Annotated in this window: 11 protein-coding genes; 4 read left to right on the top strand and 7 right to left on the bottom strand. The window is 45.1% G+C overall.

The features are described from left to right. Nucleotides 1-22 precede the first annotated feature (22 nt). The 5 genes from D8S93_RS15515 to D8S93_RS15490 form a co-directional block, all read right to left on the bottom strand. A complete protein-coding gene (locus D8S93_RS15515) occupies nucleotides 23-1,090 on the bottom strand; it encodes a branched-chain amino acid ABC transporter permease (protein ID WP_152814126.1) in 1,068 nt (355 codons plus the stop codon). A gap of 11 nt (nucleotides 1,091-1,101) precedes the next feature. Next, a complete protein-coding gene (locus tag D8S93_RS15510; RefSeq protein WP_006741061.1) occupies nucleotides 1,102-1,995 on the bottom strand; it encodes a branched-chain amino acid ABC transporter permease in 894 nt (297 codons plus the stop codon). Further along, nucleotides 1,995-3,947 (bottom strand): long-chain fatty acid--CoA ligase, encoded by a 1,953-nt coding sequence (locus D8S93_RS15505; RefSeq protein ID WP_152814124.1) that lies wholly within the window; start codon nucleotides 3,945-3,947, stop codon nucleotides 1,995-1,997. Before D8S93_RS15505 ends, D8S93_RS15510 begins: the two co-directional genes overlap by 1 nt. Further along, the gene (locus D8S93_RS15500; RefSeq protein WP_005392600.1) at nucleotides 3,947-4,747 is read right to left on the bottom strand and encodes an ABC transporter ATP-binding protein; all 801 of its coding nucleotides are present in this window, start codon (nucleotides 4,745-4,747) and stop codon (nucleotides 3,947-3,949) included. Before D8S93_RS15500 ends, D8S93_RS15505 begins: the two co-directional genes overlap by 1 nt. Before the next feature lie 241 nt (nucleotides 4,748-4,988). Further along, nucleotides 4,989-6,626 carry an electron transfer flavoprotein-ubiquinone oxidoreductase gene (locus D8S93_RS15490; RefSeq protein ID WP_152814120.1) on the bottom strand — a complete coding sequence of 546 codons (1,638 nt, stop codon included), beginning with the start codon at nucleotides 6,624-6,626 and terminating at the stop codon, nucleotides 4,989-4,991. A gap of 156 nt (nucleotides 6,627-6,782) precedes the next feature. On the opposite strand from D8S93_RS15490, the gene D8S93_RS15485 reads away from it, so the two are divergent. The 3 genes from D8S93_RS15485 (at nucleotide 6,783) to D8S93_RS15475 (ending at nucleotide 10,573) form a co-directional block, all read left to right on the top strand. Next, nucleotides 6,783-7,535 (top strand): electron transfer flavoprotein subunit beta/FixA family protein, encoded by a 753-nt coding sequence (locus D8S93_RS15485; RefSeq protein WP_319803014.1) that lies wholly within the window; start codon nucleotides 6,783-6,785, stop codon nucleotides 7,533-7,535. Then, nucleotides 7,532-8,458: an electron transfer flavoprotein subunit alpha/FixB family protein gene (locus tag D8S93_RS15480; protein ID WP_152814118.1), complete on the top strand. Its 927-nt coding sequence runs from the start codon at nucleotides 7,532-7,534 to the stop codon at nucleotides 8,456-8,458. Before D8S93_RS15485 ends, D8S93_RS15480 begins: the two co-directional genes overlap by 4 nt. A gap of 87 nt (nucleotides 8,459-8,545) precedes the next feature. Continuing rightward, a complete protein-coding gene (locus tag D8S93_RS15475; RefSeq protein ID WP_152814116.1) occupies nucleotides 8,546-10,573 on the top strand; it encodes an acetoacetate--CoA ligase in 2,028 nt (675 codons plus the stop codon). A gap of 178 nt (nucleotides 10,574-10,751) precedes the next feature. On the opposite strand, the gene D8S93_RS15470 is transcribed toward D8S93_RS15475, so the two are convergent. Beyond that, nucleotides 10,752-12,302 carry an alpha-glucoside-specific PTS transporter subunit IIBC gene (locus D8S93_RS15470; RefSeq protein ID WP_074190707.1) on the bottom strand — a complete coding sequence of 517 codons (1,551 nt, stop codon included), beginning with the start codon at nucleotides 12,300-12,302 and terminating at the stop codon, nucleotides 10,752-10,754. Between the two features lie 55 nt (nucleotides 12,303-12,357). Beyond that, the gene (locus D8S93_RS15465; protein ID WP_152814113.1) at nucleotides 12,358-13,686 is read right to left on the bottom strand and encodes a 6-phospho-alpha-glucosidase; all 1,329 of its coding nucleotides are present in this window, start codon (nucleotides 13,684-13,686) and stop codon (nucleotides 12,358-12,360) included. Between the two features lie 180 nt (nucleotides 13,687-13,866). Here D8S93_RS15465 and D8S93_RS15460 point away from each other — a divergent pair, with 180 nt between their 5' ends. Further along, the gene (locus D8S93_RS15460) at nucleotides 13,867-14,574 is read left to right on the top strand and encodes a GntR family transcriptional regulator (protein ID WP_005373312.1); all 708 of its coding nucleotides are present in this window, start codon (nucleotides 13,867-13,869) and stop codon (nucleotides 14,572-14,574) included. Nucleotides 14,575-14,588 lie beyond the last annotated feature (14 nt).

The following is a 14,588-nucleotide window of genomic DNA, read 5'->3' as shown; positions in this document are numbered from 1 at the left end:
GTATATTCCACTTAATTCCACGTTAATATGAGAACGGATAGTGTTTCCAATATGCTCGAATCTGTTGCCAGCGATGCGATAACCCTTGAGGTTCGAAAATAAGGAACAGCATGATGACCAAGCCGATCGCCATTTCTTTGAAGTAAGCAAGCCCATCAACGAACGAAGTGTTATTGCTAAACGCAGCCAACCCCGTCACGCCAAACTCCAACACTTCTGGCAGTAATACGATAAATATCGTGCCCATCAATGTGCCTTTGACGGAACCCAAGCCACCAATGATGATCATTGCCAAGAACTGGATAGACATCATGATGGTGAAACCTTCTGCTGATACGAAACCTAAATAATGCCCGTAGAGTGCACCCCCGATGCCTGCATAGAATGCACACACACCAAATGAGAGCAGACGATACTTGGTTAGGTTGATACCCATGATTTCTGCCGACAGGTAGTGATCTCGTACCGAGACAAACGCGCGACCATCACGAGAACGGATCAAGTTCGATGCCCACATGTACATAAAGATCAGCGCAAACAAAGCAATGTAGAAGAAGCTTTCATCGGTCGTAAACTCAAAGCCAAACAGATTGATAGGATTTGCACCAGCACCATATGAGCCGCCACTGAACCAGTCTGCACGAGCAAAGAAGTCCTCTAAAATAAACTGCGCAGCCAAAGTCGCGATCGCGAGGTATAAACCTTTAATTCGCGCGGCTGGCAGACCAAACAGCATCCCCACAATCATGGTTAAGTAACCCGCGAGCGGAATCGCAAACACGACTGGAATGTTGTACTGGTTATTCAGCCAAGCCGATGCAAAGGCACCAAAGCCAAAAAACGCGCCATGACCTAGGGAAATTTGTCCGGTAAAACCAACCAGAATGTTTAAGCCCAGCGCCGCGATTCCGAGATACGCAATCTGAATAAACAGGTTAAGAAAATAGATATCCAATACCAAAGGCGCAGCCAACATGGCGATCACACCTACAATCGCTAGGCTTCTAATGGTTTTGGTTTCAAAAATTGGCGTATCACTTTTGTATGTGGTTCGAAAATCCCCACATGGGCGCATGCTAAGTTGAGCCATGTTATTTCTCCTTAAATACGCTCGATATCTTTGGTACCAAACAGGCCGTATGGCTTGAAGGCAAGAATGATTAACAGCACATAGAACGGTGCAATGTTATAAAGGTTACCCACTTGCAGGTATTGGCTATCAAAAAACTCAGCTAAGTTCTCTAGCACCCCGATGGTGATACCACCGACAATTGCGCCGACTACAGAATCTAAGCCACCTAAAATAACGGCAGGGAAAACTTTGATACCAATAATGGATAGCGCGTCAGATACGCCGTTAACGATCCCGATAACAATCCCTGCTGTTGCAGATACCATGGCCGAAATAGCCCAACTGATGGCGAACACTTTCTTGATGGAAATGCCAAGACTCTGCGCGACTTGCTGGTTAAATGCCGTTGCGCGCATTGCCAGACCCATTTTGCTGAATTTGAAGAACCAGTAGAACGCGCCCATGATGAACATTGAGAAGATCAAACTCAGAATGTAAGCAAACTCAACATTCAAACCACCGATATTCACCACGTTTGTTTCGAACACTTGCGGATACGATACGGCCGAGACACCAAATATCCATTTCATCAATGCTTGGAAGAACATGGACAGACCGATGGTCACCATAATCACCGAGATAATCGGCTCACCGATTAAGGGCCTGAGCACAATGGTTTGCACCGCAATACCGAACACCATCATGAACGCAAGCGTGAGTAAAAAGCCGATAAAAAATGGCAGTTGCAGATGAACGAGCGCCGCCCAGCATACCCATGCGCCAATCAGCAAGAACTCACCCTGAGCAAAGTTGACCACTTGAGTCGATTTGTATATCAGTACAAAGCACATGGCGACCACGCCATACAACATGCCAACGATCACGCCATTAATGACGAGTTGCAGTAATAAATCCGTATTCACTATGCGATCCTCCGTTGTTCGCTATCCACCAGTGTTGGCTCATGTTCAATAAGCGTTTCAATCACTAGCGACGTTTGAATGCGTGTTTTGGTGCCATCCTGATAAGTGATCACCGTATCCACATCGACTTTTGGATCGTCGCTGTAGATGGTTTCGATGATGTCTCCGTATTTCTCCGCAACCACACCACGGCGCACTTTACGCGTACGAGTTAGCTCGCCATCGTCGGCATCCAGCTCTTTGTAAAGTAGAATGAATTTGCTGATCTTCTGTGCATCCGGCAGTGATTCGTTCACTTTCAGCACTTCTTCACGAATCGCTTGATACACTTCTGGTTGAGCGGATAAGTTGGTGTAGTTAGTAAATGCCAAACCGCGCTGCTCTGCCCACTTCGCAACAATCGCGTAGCGAATGCAGATGATGGCGGATAGCCAAGGTCGACCTTTGCCCACCACTACGGCTTCTGCAATAAACGGCGAGAACTTGAGTTTGTTTTCAATAAACTGTGGCGAATAACGGTCTCCATGGCTGGTTTCCGACATGTCTTTCAGACGATCAATCACCACCAAGTGACCTGAGTCTTTAAAGTAACCCGCATCACCCGTGTGCATCCATCCGTCTTGTACGTCTTCGTCATACGCTTCCTGGTTGTTCAGGTAGCCAGTAAACATGCCCGTACTTTTCGCGATAATCTCACCCACGCCATTGCTGTCTGGGTTGATGACTTTCACTTCTGCATTGTCAAACGCGACACCGACGGAATCGTAATCCACGTCATCGGCTTGGTGGACGGTGTACGCACCACACATTTCGGTTTGACCGTAAAGCTGCTTGAGTGGTACACCGATCGCTTGCAAGTAACGGAAAGTATCAGGTCCCATCGCCGCACCACCGGTAGCCGCAGATGCTAGATTCGAGAAACCTAAGCGGTCACGCAGAGCACGTAGCAAAATCCATTCAGCGAGTTTTGAACGTTTGCCCTGCTCTAACGCTTTGTTGGCTAAGCTCATGCCCAGTTTGTACATCTTCTGCTTAAACGGTGTGGAATCCATCATTCGCGCAGACACGTCTGCCACAATGTTTTCCCACACTCGCGGCGCAAGCAGCACGAAGTTTGGACCAATTTCGCGCAAGTCAGACATCATGGTTTCTTGTTCTTCCACGAAGTTAACGATTTGACGAGAAATCAACGCCTGACCAACCACATACACCTGCTCCATAATCCAAGGCAAAGGCAGAACAGAAACGTAGTTGTCGCCTGGAGAGCGCGGGTCTGCACGCAAATAAGCCGCACAGTGATCTAAAAAAGTGCCGCTGTGTAGCTGAGCCAATTTTGGTTTGGAAGTCGTACCCGACGTGGTACAAAGAATCGAAAGATCGCTGCCTTTGGTTGCCGCAACCATATTGAGATATTTATCGGGATCCGCTTTGTCGATCAGTTGACCTTTTTTATAGACCTTTTCAACGTCGATAAGTCGTGGGTCGTCGTATTTGCGCATTCCACGCGGGTCACAATAGATAATGAATTCTACGCTTGGGATCTCATCACCGAGCTCAAGTAGCTTATCGCATTGCTCCTCATCTTCCGCAACCACGACTTTTGCTTTGGCATAATTGATGAGGTACGCCACCTCTTCGTGCATAGAATCTTGATAGATGCCCAGCGAGAAACCTTTGATCGCGTGTGCGGCCAACTCGCCCCATACCCATTCCGGGCGGTTATCACCCAGCAAACCAACAACGTCTTGCTCACCAACACCTAAATCTTGCAGTGCCAGAGCCATCCACTTCACTCGATTTTCATAATCTTGCCAAGTGAACTCTCGCCAAATACCAAACTCCTTTTCACGCATTGCGACTTGCTCGGGCCATTTCTTGGCATTGTGCTGCAACACTTTTGGAAAGGTATCTAAGCGGGTTATATCTGCCCAATCATTATGTTGCTGTGCCATTATGCACTCTCCTCTAATGTCGGTAACTCTTCGCCTAAGTACGCTTGTTTCACATGTGGGTTGGCCATCACTTCTTCTGGCTCGCCCATCGCAATGTGTTTACCAAAATCCAACACCAATACGCGGTTAGAGATATCCATCACCACGCCCATATCGTGCTCGATCATGATGATGGTGATGTCTAACTCTTCGTTTAAATCCATGATGTAACGCGCCATGTCTTCCTTTTCTTCCAAGTTCATGCCTGCCATCGGTTCATCAAGCAGCAACAACTTAGGTTTTAAGGCAATGGCACGAGCAAGTTCTACACGTTTACGTAAACCGTAAGAAAGTGTGCCAGCGGTGGCTTTGCGAATGTGCTGGATTTCTAGAAAATCGATCACGTCTTCCACGTACTTGCGGTGCGCCATCTCTTCTTTCTGTGCGTTAGAGAACCAATACAGTGGCCCCGTGACGAAGTTGTTTTTTAGTAGGTGATGTCGGCCAACCATAATGTTGTCCAGTACTGACATATGAGAAAAGAGCGCTAAGTTTTGGAAGGTTCTTCCCAACCCTAACTCAGCTCGTTGGCTAGGTGTTCGTTTGGTTACATCATCTCCAGCGAAGATTACAGAGCCTTTGTTTGGTGTGTATCGACCAGAGATGCAATTGAGCATTGAGGTTTTACCTGCACCGTTTGGACCAATGATTGAAAAGATTTCCTTTTCATTCACATGGAAGCTCACGTCAGTTAAAGCTTTCACCCCACCAAAAGCCAATGAAATATCGTTTACCTGCAACAGAGGCGATTCCGATACCATAGTTGATCTCCCTTTCGTTATTTAAGTGCGTTCCATTGAGCACTATTTGATCAAACCTAACTTTGATACTGGTAACCGCTTTTACACCTATGCATCAACTTTGTATTCAGTTTACGTAAACGTCAATTTAAAATCAGAATAGTGCTTGAAAGATTAAGTTGCAATCGAGTTCATCGAGAAAGATTTGAACTAACGCAAACTTTAAGTAAATAAATTGTTAATAAAAATTATTCTCAGACGACTACATATTCGGATAGTTAGGGCCACCACCACCTTCCGGCGGTGTCCAGGTAATATTTTGACTTGGATCTTTGATGTCGCAGGTCTTACAGTGGATACAGTTCGCCGCATTTATTTGCAGCTCTGGCTGCTCCTCCCCCTGTACGATTTCATACACGCCAGCCGGACAATAGCGCTGTGCTGGCTCTGCATATAATTCAAGGTTCTGCTCAATAGGAATCCGTTGGTTCGCCAGTCGTAAGTGGCATGGTTGATCTTCCTCATGGAAGATATTGGATAGATAAACAGAAGAGAGGCGATCGAAACTTAACACGCCATCAGGCTTCGGATAGACAATTTTATTGCTGTTTTCCGCCAATAACAGAGACTGATGATCAGGCTTATCACAGCGGATATGCCACTTAGCTTTACCTTTTAACACGTTATGTTCCAGCAGCGCTAAGCCACCGCCCAGCCACGATCCAAAGCGGTGGATTCCACTTGAGAAGTTACGTGCTTGATAAAGCTCTTCATACAGCCAAGACTGTTTGAAATGCTTTTGATAATCAGCAGTAACTGACTGACTCTCAAGGGTTTCACATACTGCTTCGGCGGCAAGCATGCCAGATTTCATTGCGGTGTGCGTGCCTTTGATTTTAGCGCCGTTAAGCGTTCCTGCATCACAGCCAATCAACAAGCCACCAGCAAACTGTTGCGTGGGAAGCGAATGGAAACCGCCCTTGGTGATCGCTCTTGCGCCATAACTAATGCGTTTACCATTTTTGAGGTATTGCTCAATCAACGGGTGATGTTTAAAACGTTGAAACTCATCAAATGGACTCAAGTGCGGGTTCTTATAATTCAAGTCAACAATCAACCCGACGGCAACTTGGTTTCCCTCTAAATGGTAGAGGTAACTGCCACCTGTGGCTTCGTTCGCTAACGGCCATCCTAAGCCGTGAACCACTAACCCTTGTTGATGCTGCTCTGGTGGTATTTCCCACAGCTCTTTAAAACCGATAGCGTAATGCTGAGGCGTTTTCTCTTCAGCAAGATTAAATCGGTTAATCAATTGCTTACCAATATGCCCCCGTGCGCCTTCAGCAAATAAAGTAAACTTCGCTCGCAGTTCAATACCAGGTTCGTAATTTCCTTTTTGTTCACCATTTTTGTCTAACCCCATATCGCCCGTGATCACGCCACAAACGCGGTTGTCTTCATCGATGATCGCTTGGCTGGCAGTAAAACCTGGGTAGATCTCCACCCCTAAGTTCTCGGCCTGCAACGCCATCCATCGGCATAGATTGCCCAAGCTGATAATGTAATTTCCATCATTGTGCAACGTACTAGGCACTGCCCAAGAAGGCAGTTCATGACCATTGATTTCGTTGCCCAGATAGTAGGTTTTATCTTGGTTTACTTTGGTATTGAGCGGTGCGCCTTTCTCCTGCCAATCTGGAAACAGTTCATCCAAACTTCGCGTTTCAAACACCGCACCCGATAAAATATGTGCCCCAACTTCAGAGCCTTTTTCTACCACGCAAACTGATAGATCTTGTTCTTTCTCTGCGGCTAACTGTTTAATTCGGCATGCCGCAGACAAGCCTGCAGGGCCAGCGCCCACAATCAGAACATCAAATTCCATGCAGTCTCTTTCCATGATTGCATTCCTTTTTCTTTGCATGTTGCCAACTTGTTAATCAACAATATATTTAAAGTTGACGCAAACGTAAAGGTAAATTAACATCATTTTAAAGACGTCATCACATCGTCTTCCCTGTAAACACATAGTCTTCACTGTAAAAAGGAATCTAACGTGAAAATACTAGTGCCAATAAAAAGGGTCATTGATCCCTACATTAAAGTTCGCGTGAAAGCGGACCATAGCGATGTTGAAACCAATAACGTCAAGATGACGATTAACCCATTTTGCGAAATAGCCGTTGAAGAAGCCGTACGACTAAAAGAGCAAGGAGTTGCAGATGAAGTCATCGTTGTCAGTGCTGGCGGTAGCCAATGTCAGGAACAACTGCGTACCGCGCTTGCTTTAGGTGCCGATCGCGCTATTCATGTCGATACCGAAGACAAAATAGAGCCATTAGTCGTCGCTAAGCTGCTTAAAGCTCTGGTCGAGCAAGAACAAGCACAGCTCGTGATTACGGGTAAACAGTCGATTGATACCGACAACAACCAAGTAGCTCAGATGTTGGCAGCCCTACTTGACTGGCCTCAAGCGACTTTCGCTTCCGACGTGAAGATTGAAGATCAAAAAGTGCAGGTTGTCAGAGAAGTTGATGGTGGCTTGCTGACGGTTGCGATGAATTTGCCTGCCGTGATCAGCACCGATTTGCGTCTGAATGAACCGCGTTTTGCCTCTCTTCCTAATATCATGAAAGCCAAGCGTAAACCGCTAGATACGATCACACCTGACAGTCTGGGTGTTGAAGTGGTATTTGGCCAAACCATTCAAGAAGTCACACCTCCAGCGCAAAGAAAAGCTGGTATTAAGGTCGAATCTGTCTCAGAGCTTCTCGATAAGCTACGTAACGAAGCGAAGGTGATTTCATGAAGAACTTAATCATAGCGGAACATGACAATAACCAATTGCACGTAGACACACTTAAAGTGGTCAATGCTGCAAGCGAGGTCAGCCAAAATAACGTACTACTCGTGGTGGGTTATCAGTGTGAAGAAGTCGCTCAGCAAGCCAGTCGGGTTGATGGTATTTCAAACGTTATTTGTATCGATGACGAGCAACTCAAGCATCAATTTGCCGAGAGTATCGCACCTATTGTAGTGAGTATTGCTGAAGGTTTTGACGCAATCTGGGCTAGCTCATCATCAAAAGGGAAAGATCTTGCACCGCGAATTGCAGCGAAGTTCGGCGTTGGGCAAATCTCCGATATTGTCCAAGTTATCGATGAAAACACCTTTATTCGCCCTATTTACGCAGGGAATGCATTTGCCAAAGTGACCACCAGCGACAAGGTTCGCGTCGTCACCTTGCGCGCGTCTGCGTTTGAGCCGGTTACTTGTCACAACCAAGCTGATATCGAGCATCAGCAGGTCACTATCTCAGAGCCATTGGTTGAATTGGTTTCTGTCGATAAAACCGTGTCAGAGCGTCCTGAATTAAGCGCGGCAGAGGTGGTTGTGTCAGGTGGACGCGGGGTCGGTAGCAAAGAGAACTTCGCGTTGATCGAACAAGTTGCCGATAAACTAGGTGCTGCCATTGGCGCTTCTCGCGCGGCGGTTGATGCAGGGTTTGTTGCCAACGATTTACAAGTGGGTCAAACCGGTAAAATCGTTGCGCCTAAGCTTTATATTGCAGTTGGGATCTCCGGTGCCATCCAGCACCTTGCAGGGATGAAGGAATCCAAAGTGATTGTCGCGATCAACAAAGATCCTGAATCTCCTATCTTTGAAGTTGCCGACTATGGATTGGTTGGTGATTTATTTGAGGTACTACCTCAGCTTGCCGAACAACTTTAAACAATCAGATAAGGGGCGAACACTGCTATGTTCGCCCCTTTATTTTGTTTTGGTCATATTCAAAAAGAATTGAAATTAGAGGGACCTATGCAAAATTCTGCACCTATTTGGTCACCATCTGCTGAGCGCATCAGCAATAGCAACTTGCTACGATTTATCGAGACGGTTAATGCGCACCAAACCGAAGATATCTCAATCAATAATTACACGTCTTTACACCAGTGGTCCATTGACCACCATGACGAATTTTGGCGACATACCTGGCATTTCTGTAACGTCATTGGAAATATTGGCTCGCAAGTCAAAAGCCTTGGTGCTCCCAAGTGGACACAGACAGATTCTACTCAGAGCCATGTCAATAGGGACACCGTATGGTTTGCTGACGCCACGCTTAACTACGCAGAGAATCTCCTCTCTCAGGCCGAACAAACACCTGAGCGTGAGTTTATCGTTTTTACTAATGAACGCGGTGAACAAAAGCAGCTCACTGGTACACAGTTGCTCGAACAAGTGTCTGTCATTCAGCAATGGCTAACCACTTGTGGTGTTGGCAAAGGCGATGTCGTTGCGGGTTATTTGCCCTACCTTCCAGAAACCGTTATAGCCATGTTGGCTACTACCAGCCTTGGCGCCATTTGGACTTCAACCTCTCCTGATTTTGGTATCGATAGCGTCGTAGAGCGTTTTGGTCAGGTCAAACCGAAAGTTCTTTTTTGCTGTGATGGCTACCAGTTCGGAGGCAAAGCTTTCGATATGACGGACAAAAACACCACTCTTAGTAGTAAGTTAAGCAGTAGCTCCGAAGACGCTACTATTAGCGTATGCCAAATCGAATATTTACAAAATGCTAAGAATGCTAGCACTTCTGACTTTGTGTATTGGTCTGATATTACTCACCACTTTTCTCCAAAACCAGTTCAATATCAATCAACACTGTTTAATGACCCGTTATTCATTTTGTATTCTTCTGGCACAACGGGGCAACCAAAGTGTATTGTCCATTCCGTGGGCGGAACCCTGCTCAATCACCTCAAAGAACACCAACTACATTGCGATATCAAACCACAAGACAAGGTTTTCTACTACACAACATGTGGTTGGATGATGTGGAACTGGCATGTTTCCGCTCTTGCGAGTGGTGCAACCTTAGTGATTTACGATGGTAGTCCGGTTTACCCTGATCACTCCGTCTTATGGCGATTAGCAGAAGAACATAGCGTGTCGCTGTTTGGTACTTCAGCGAAATACTTAGAGGCACTGGAGCATGCGAGCTACTCTCCCAAGTCAGAACATGACCTGAAATCACTCACAACCCTGTGTTCGACTGGTTCGGTGCTTTACCCAGAACAATTTAATTATGTCTATCAGCACATCAAGCAGGACTTGCATCTCGCTTCTATCGCTGGCGGCACGGATATTTGCGGGTGCTTTGTACTTGGAAACCCTATCTCACCAGTTTACAAAGGTGAATGCCAAGGCGCAGGGCTGGGAATCGACGTGCGTGTTTTGGACGACGAGGGAAAAACCATTACACAGCAACGCGGCGAACTGACTTGCAATAACTCACTACCTAACTTCCCTATTGGGTTTTGGCACGACAACGGCGAACGCTATCACAACGCTTATTGGAGCAAGTTTACTGATATCTGGCACCACGGCGACGATGTGATGCAAACCGAACATGGCGGCTTTATTTTTTATGGTCGTAGCGATGCGACATTGAATCCAGGCGGCGTACGAATCGGCACCGCTGAGATCTATCAGCAAGTGAACGCGTTACCCGAGGTCGAGGACTCCATCGCCGTCGGCAAGTTAAACCAGCAGTCTGAAGAAATCTGGTTACTAGTAAAACTCGCTCACGAGGTCGAGTTAACCCAACAACTCACCGATTCAATTCGCCAAACACTAAAATCAAAATGTTCACCACGCCATGTGCCACGCCAAATTTTTGCTATCAGTGATATTCCTAAAACGCGATCAGGCAAACTGGTTGAACTAGCCGTGAAACAATTGGTGAACGGGCAAGCTGTAAAAAATATTGGTGCTATTGCTAACCCTGAAGTGCTGGAAGAAATTAAAACGCTTTTCAACATAGAAGGCGCCACTGTCACTTAGAGACCCAACAAGTCTTCCAACAATACAGACGGGTATAACCTAACTGTATTTTTAGCTCGCTCGATAACTCCTCCCCACTTTTGTGGAAACTGAGCGAAATATGCTTCATGTACACAAAAAAGGTGAGATAATTCTATCTCACCTTTGAACCATATGAGCTGGAGCATTAGTTTGGGGGTTAAGCTTTTATCAGTTGGCTCATATCTTCGCGAACTTGTGGCACCGTTAAACCAACGATGATTTGAAGGCTCTCTTGATTTCTAACAATATTCACCGCTCCGTGCTGTGTGAAAAATGCGTTCTCCTTTACAAGGGAGACATCTTTAACTTTAACACGCAGACGCGTCGCGCAATTAGTTAACAATTCAATGTTTTCTTTTCCACCCAAACCTTCAATAAAGGCACTAGCTTGTGACGGACTTGCGCTACTGTTGTGGACCGCTTTCGCTTCTTTGTAGTCAGTTTTGGAATACAACTTACTATCTGCACCTTCACGTCCCGGAGTAAGTATGTTGTATTTTAAAATAAGCGCGCGAAACGTCACAAAGTAAACACCAGTAAACATGAGACCAATAATAATCTGAATCACGTATGTTCCCGCATGGTTACCAGCCAAAGGCAACCAGTTTTGGAAAATAAAGTCTATCAAGCCAGTCTGAAAGTTACCGGAAACACCAAACATAAAGGCGATCGTTGCCATTGTCGCAGATAACAACGCATGCAAAGCAAACAGCGCAGGTGCGATAAATAAGAATGTAAACTCTATTGGTTCAGTGATCCCTGTAAGAATTGCTGTGATTGCGGCTCCGAGCACTAACCCCATCACCATCTTTTTATTTTCTTTTTTCGCAACTGAATAAAGTGCTAGTGCGATACCCGTACAACCAAACACTTTACCCATTCCCGTCAACATCAAACCACCTTGGGGAAATTGTGTCGTTAAACTTTCCGAGCTCTGGGCGAATGTCTGTATATTTTGAATCCAATAGGCAACCGTCCCGCCATCGACTGCAACTGGCCCATAAAAAACGGGACCATATACGAAATGATGCAACCCCGTTGGTATCATGATTCGCTCTAAAAACGTAAATAGCCATACCCCTAAAGATCCAGCAGAAACCAAAAATGATTGCAGATTGTTAATACCATGCTGAATACTTGGCCAAGTCAAACAAGTTAGAATTGCCATCACGACCATAATTGGGAAACTAATGATCACAACCAATGGCGTTCCGCCAAATACAGCCGCCCAATCCGGTAGCTTTTTATCAAAGAATCGGTTGTGAACCCAAACAGAAAGACTTGCAATTAAAATGGCACCTAGCAAGTTTGTATCAAGCGTTAGAATGCCACCAACTTCAGTCAAACCTCGCTCACCTTCCGTATAGTTAACGCCCAGTTCTGGTCCCCAAAATTGAAGGATTCCACCAATAACGTAGTTAAACGTAATGTAGGAAACGAGTGTTGCAAGTACAGCGCGACCAGATGCTTTTTTAGCTAAAGCGATAGGTAACCCAACGGCAAAAATAAGTGCCATATTTTTAAATACGGCGAGTGATGCCTGTAAAATGATCGTCGAGACTTTAACCCAAGCACTCCCCTCCAGTGCCCAAGGAAACACTTCTTGATTTAACAGCACAACGGAGAAACCCAATAACATGCCCGCTGCTGGAAATAATAGAACGGGAACAAACATCGCGGCCCCGAACCTTTGAATAATGTCTTTCATATAAACCTCTTGTTTCATTCACGGAGCCTACAAGTAGGCCCCGAACGTCCAGTTGTTATTGAAAAAATTGAGGAAGGTAGGCTTTATTTTCTTCTAGTAATTGTTTTGTTATTTCTTTAGCTTTTGGCACATTAACCACGGTACGGTTAAGTGTGAGTGCATTAATCAGCTTTTGCTGACTTCCTTCGTACCAAGCATCCACGACTAATTTCTCGTAACCAAGTTGGCTCTCAATCATGGCTTTTTGGAAAGTTGGGATTTTTCCTACAGTAAAAGCTTTCGGTCCATCACTAGTTAGCGCTGCAGGAACTTCTACCATAGCGTCATTTTGTAAGTTTGTAATAGCACCATTATTCGGTACGATGACGAGATATACATCGCTCAAGTTGTAGGCTAGCGAAGCCGCGACTCTCACCATGTATCGACCATGGATATCGGCATGCAGTGTTTCGTGCTTCGTGGTGCCCGCTTCAATTATTCTTGCGTTCAATTCGAACACTCGCTTCTCACGGCCGTTAATTACCTGCCTTGCGCGAGTATTGTTGATATCCTCTTTCGCCACCATTTTTTCAGGGTACAAATAGTATTGAAGATACGTATTCGGCAAAAACTCTGGATTATCAGCAAGCATCGTTCTCATGTTTTTGAATGTGGCTTGCCACGATGGGTCATCCGCTATTTCCGCATCAACCGCACTGATCCCTTCTTTTAAGATGATATTTTTAATTTTATCCGTTAAGTCATAACCCTGTTTGTTACGAATTTTGGTAAACCAGCCATAGTGATTAAGCCCAAAGTATTCAGGAACAAAGTCCCAAATTTCACACCCTAACAATTGCGCATAGCTGACCATAATCGCTGCTGGCATATCACAGATATTTAGAATTCGCTTATCATGCGGAAATTCACGATTTAAAGCTTCAGCGACAATTGCCGCCGGGTTGGTGTAATTAAGAATCCACGCATCTGGACACGTTCGTCGGATCTCGTTCACTAGCTGGATTATGTCGCCGATAGAGCGAAGTCCATATGCCATTCCTCCCGCGCCACATGTCTCTTGCCCAACACAAGAGTTGGATAGCGGGATTTGTTCATCGCGCTCGCGCATGGCCAACCCACCAGTGCGGATCTGGATAAAGAAAAAGTCCGAATCTGCGAATGCGACAGATTTATCCGTTGTATAAACAAACTCTTCAACTTCTGGATAGTGTTCTCGCAATAGAATTTCAGTAGCTAATGCATTCGACTCTTGGCGTTTTGCATCTATGTCGTAAAACACGACTTTTGCGAGTGGAAAGTTATCTTTTTCGGCAATAAGGCTGTTCATCATACCAAGTGTGTATGTACTGCCAGCACCAACAATCGTTAATTTTTGACGTTTCATTTCGCTACCTCAAATGTTTACCCTGAAAATGTATAAAATAAGTATTAATACTTTTATGATACTTTTAAAGTGTAAGCACAAAGATACGAGATAAAAATCACACAAAGATCCTAAGGAAAAGTATTAACTACATCTCAGATCACATTCTTGCTATCATGATCCAAGACTTAGCGAGGTATTATGAAACCCAAATACATAGACATTGCGGAACGATTAGAAAAAAAGATCAAAGATGGGGAACTACAACCTAAATCGATGCTTCCAAAAGAGAGTGATTTGCAAGAAGAGTTTTCCGTAAGCCGCGTAACCATCAGAAAAAGCTTACAAATTCTGGTCGACAATAATTTAATTAGTCGGACAAGAGGTAGTGGAACTTATGTAAACGATCTAAAAGCCCAACATGATGCCTTACATTTGCTGGGTTTTATCGAGGAAGTCAGTAAACAGGGGAAAACTCCTAGCTCTCAAGTCATAAAGTTCGAACTTAAAAAGCCGAATGAGCAGGTTGCTAAGCAGTTAAATCTCTCGCCCAATGATGATACATATGAAATACATAGACTCAGATGTATTAATGATGAGCCTGAAATTTACGAAGTCACTCATATGCCAGCAGTGTTATTTCCAGACTTGAGCATAGCCATAATGAATGGTTCTAAATATGAGTACATTGAAAATAGCAAAGGATTGAAAATTGCGAAAAGCAGTCAGTCTGTCAAACCGTATTTGTTAGATGCAGAGACGGCCTCATACCTGAATGAATCAGAAGCTTCCCCTATTCTAAAAGTTGAGTCCACTGGTTACCTAGAAGATGGTCGTGCATTTGAATATACCGTCAATTACTTCCGACTTCATCAATACAGCTTCGAGTTTATTTCAACTAGGACGTAGTACTATTCGACGCT

It is taken from the genome of Vibrio sp. VGrn 2, assembly GCF_009361695.1.
GTDB lineage: Bacteria > Pseudomonadota > Gammaproteobacteria > Enterobacterales > Vibrionaceae > Vibrio > Vibrio diabolicus.
Note: the sequence above shows the minus strand (reverse complement) of the source record. Positions and strands in the feature narration are given on the sequence as shown.

Coding starts and splice junctions, on each gene's coding strand:
- D8S93_RS15515 (WP_152814126.1), bottom strand. CDS start 1,090: ATGGCTCAACTTAGCATGCGCCCATGTGGGGATTTTCGAACCACATAC.
- D8S93_RS15505 (WP_152814124.1), bottom strand. CDS start 3,947: ATGGCACAGCAACATAATGATTGGGCAGATATAACCCGCTTAGATACC.
- D8S93_RS15500 (WP_005392600.1), bottom strand. CDS start 4,747: ATGGTATCGGAATCGCCTCTGTTGCAGGTAAACGATATTTCATTGGCT.
- D8S93_RS15490 (WP_152814120.1), bottom strand. CDS start 6,626: ATGGAAAGAGACTGCATGGAATTTGATGTTCTGATTGTGGGCGCTGGC.
- D8S93_RS15480 (WP_152814118.1), top strand. CDS start 7,532: ATGAAGAACTTAATCATAGCGGAACATGACAATAACCAATTGCACGTA.
- D8S93_RS15475 (WP_152814116.1), top strand. CDS start 8,546: ATGCAAAATTCTGCACCTATTTGGTCACCATCTGCTGAGCGCATCAGC.
- D8S93_RS15470 (WP_074190707.1), bottom strand. CDS start 12,302: ATGAAAGACATTATTCAAAGGTTCGGGGCCGCGATGTTTGTTCCCGTT.
- D8S93_RS15465 (WP_152814113.1), bottom strand. CDS start 13,686: ATGAAACGTCAAAAATTAACGATTGTTGGTGCTGGCAGTACATACACA.
- D8S93_RS15460 (WP_005373312.1), top strand. CDS start 13,867: ATGAAACCCAAATACATAGACATTGCGGAACGATTAGAAAAAAAGATC.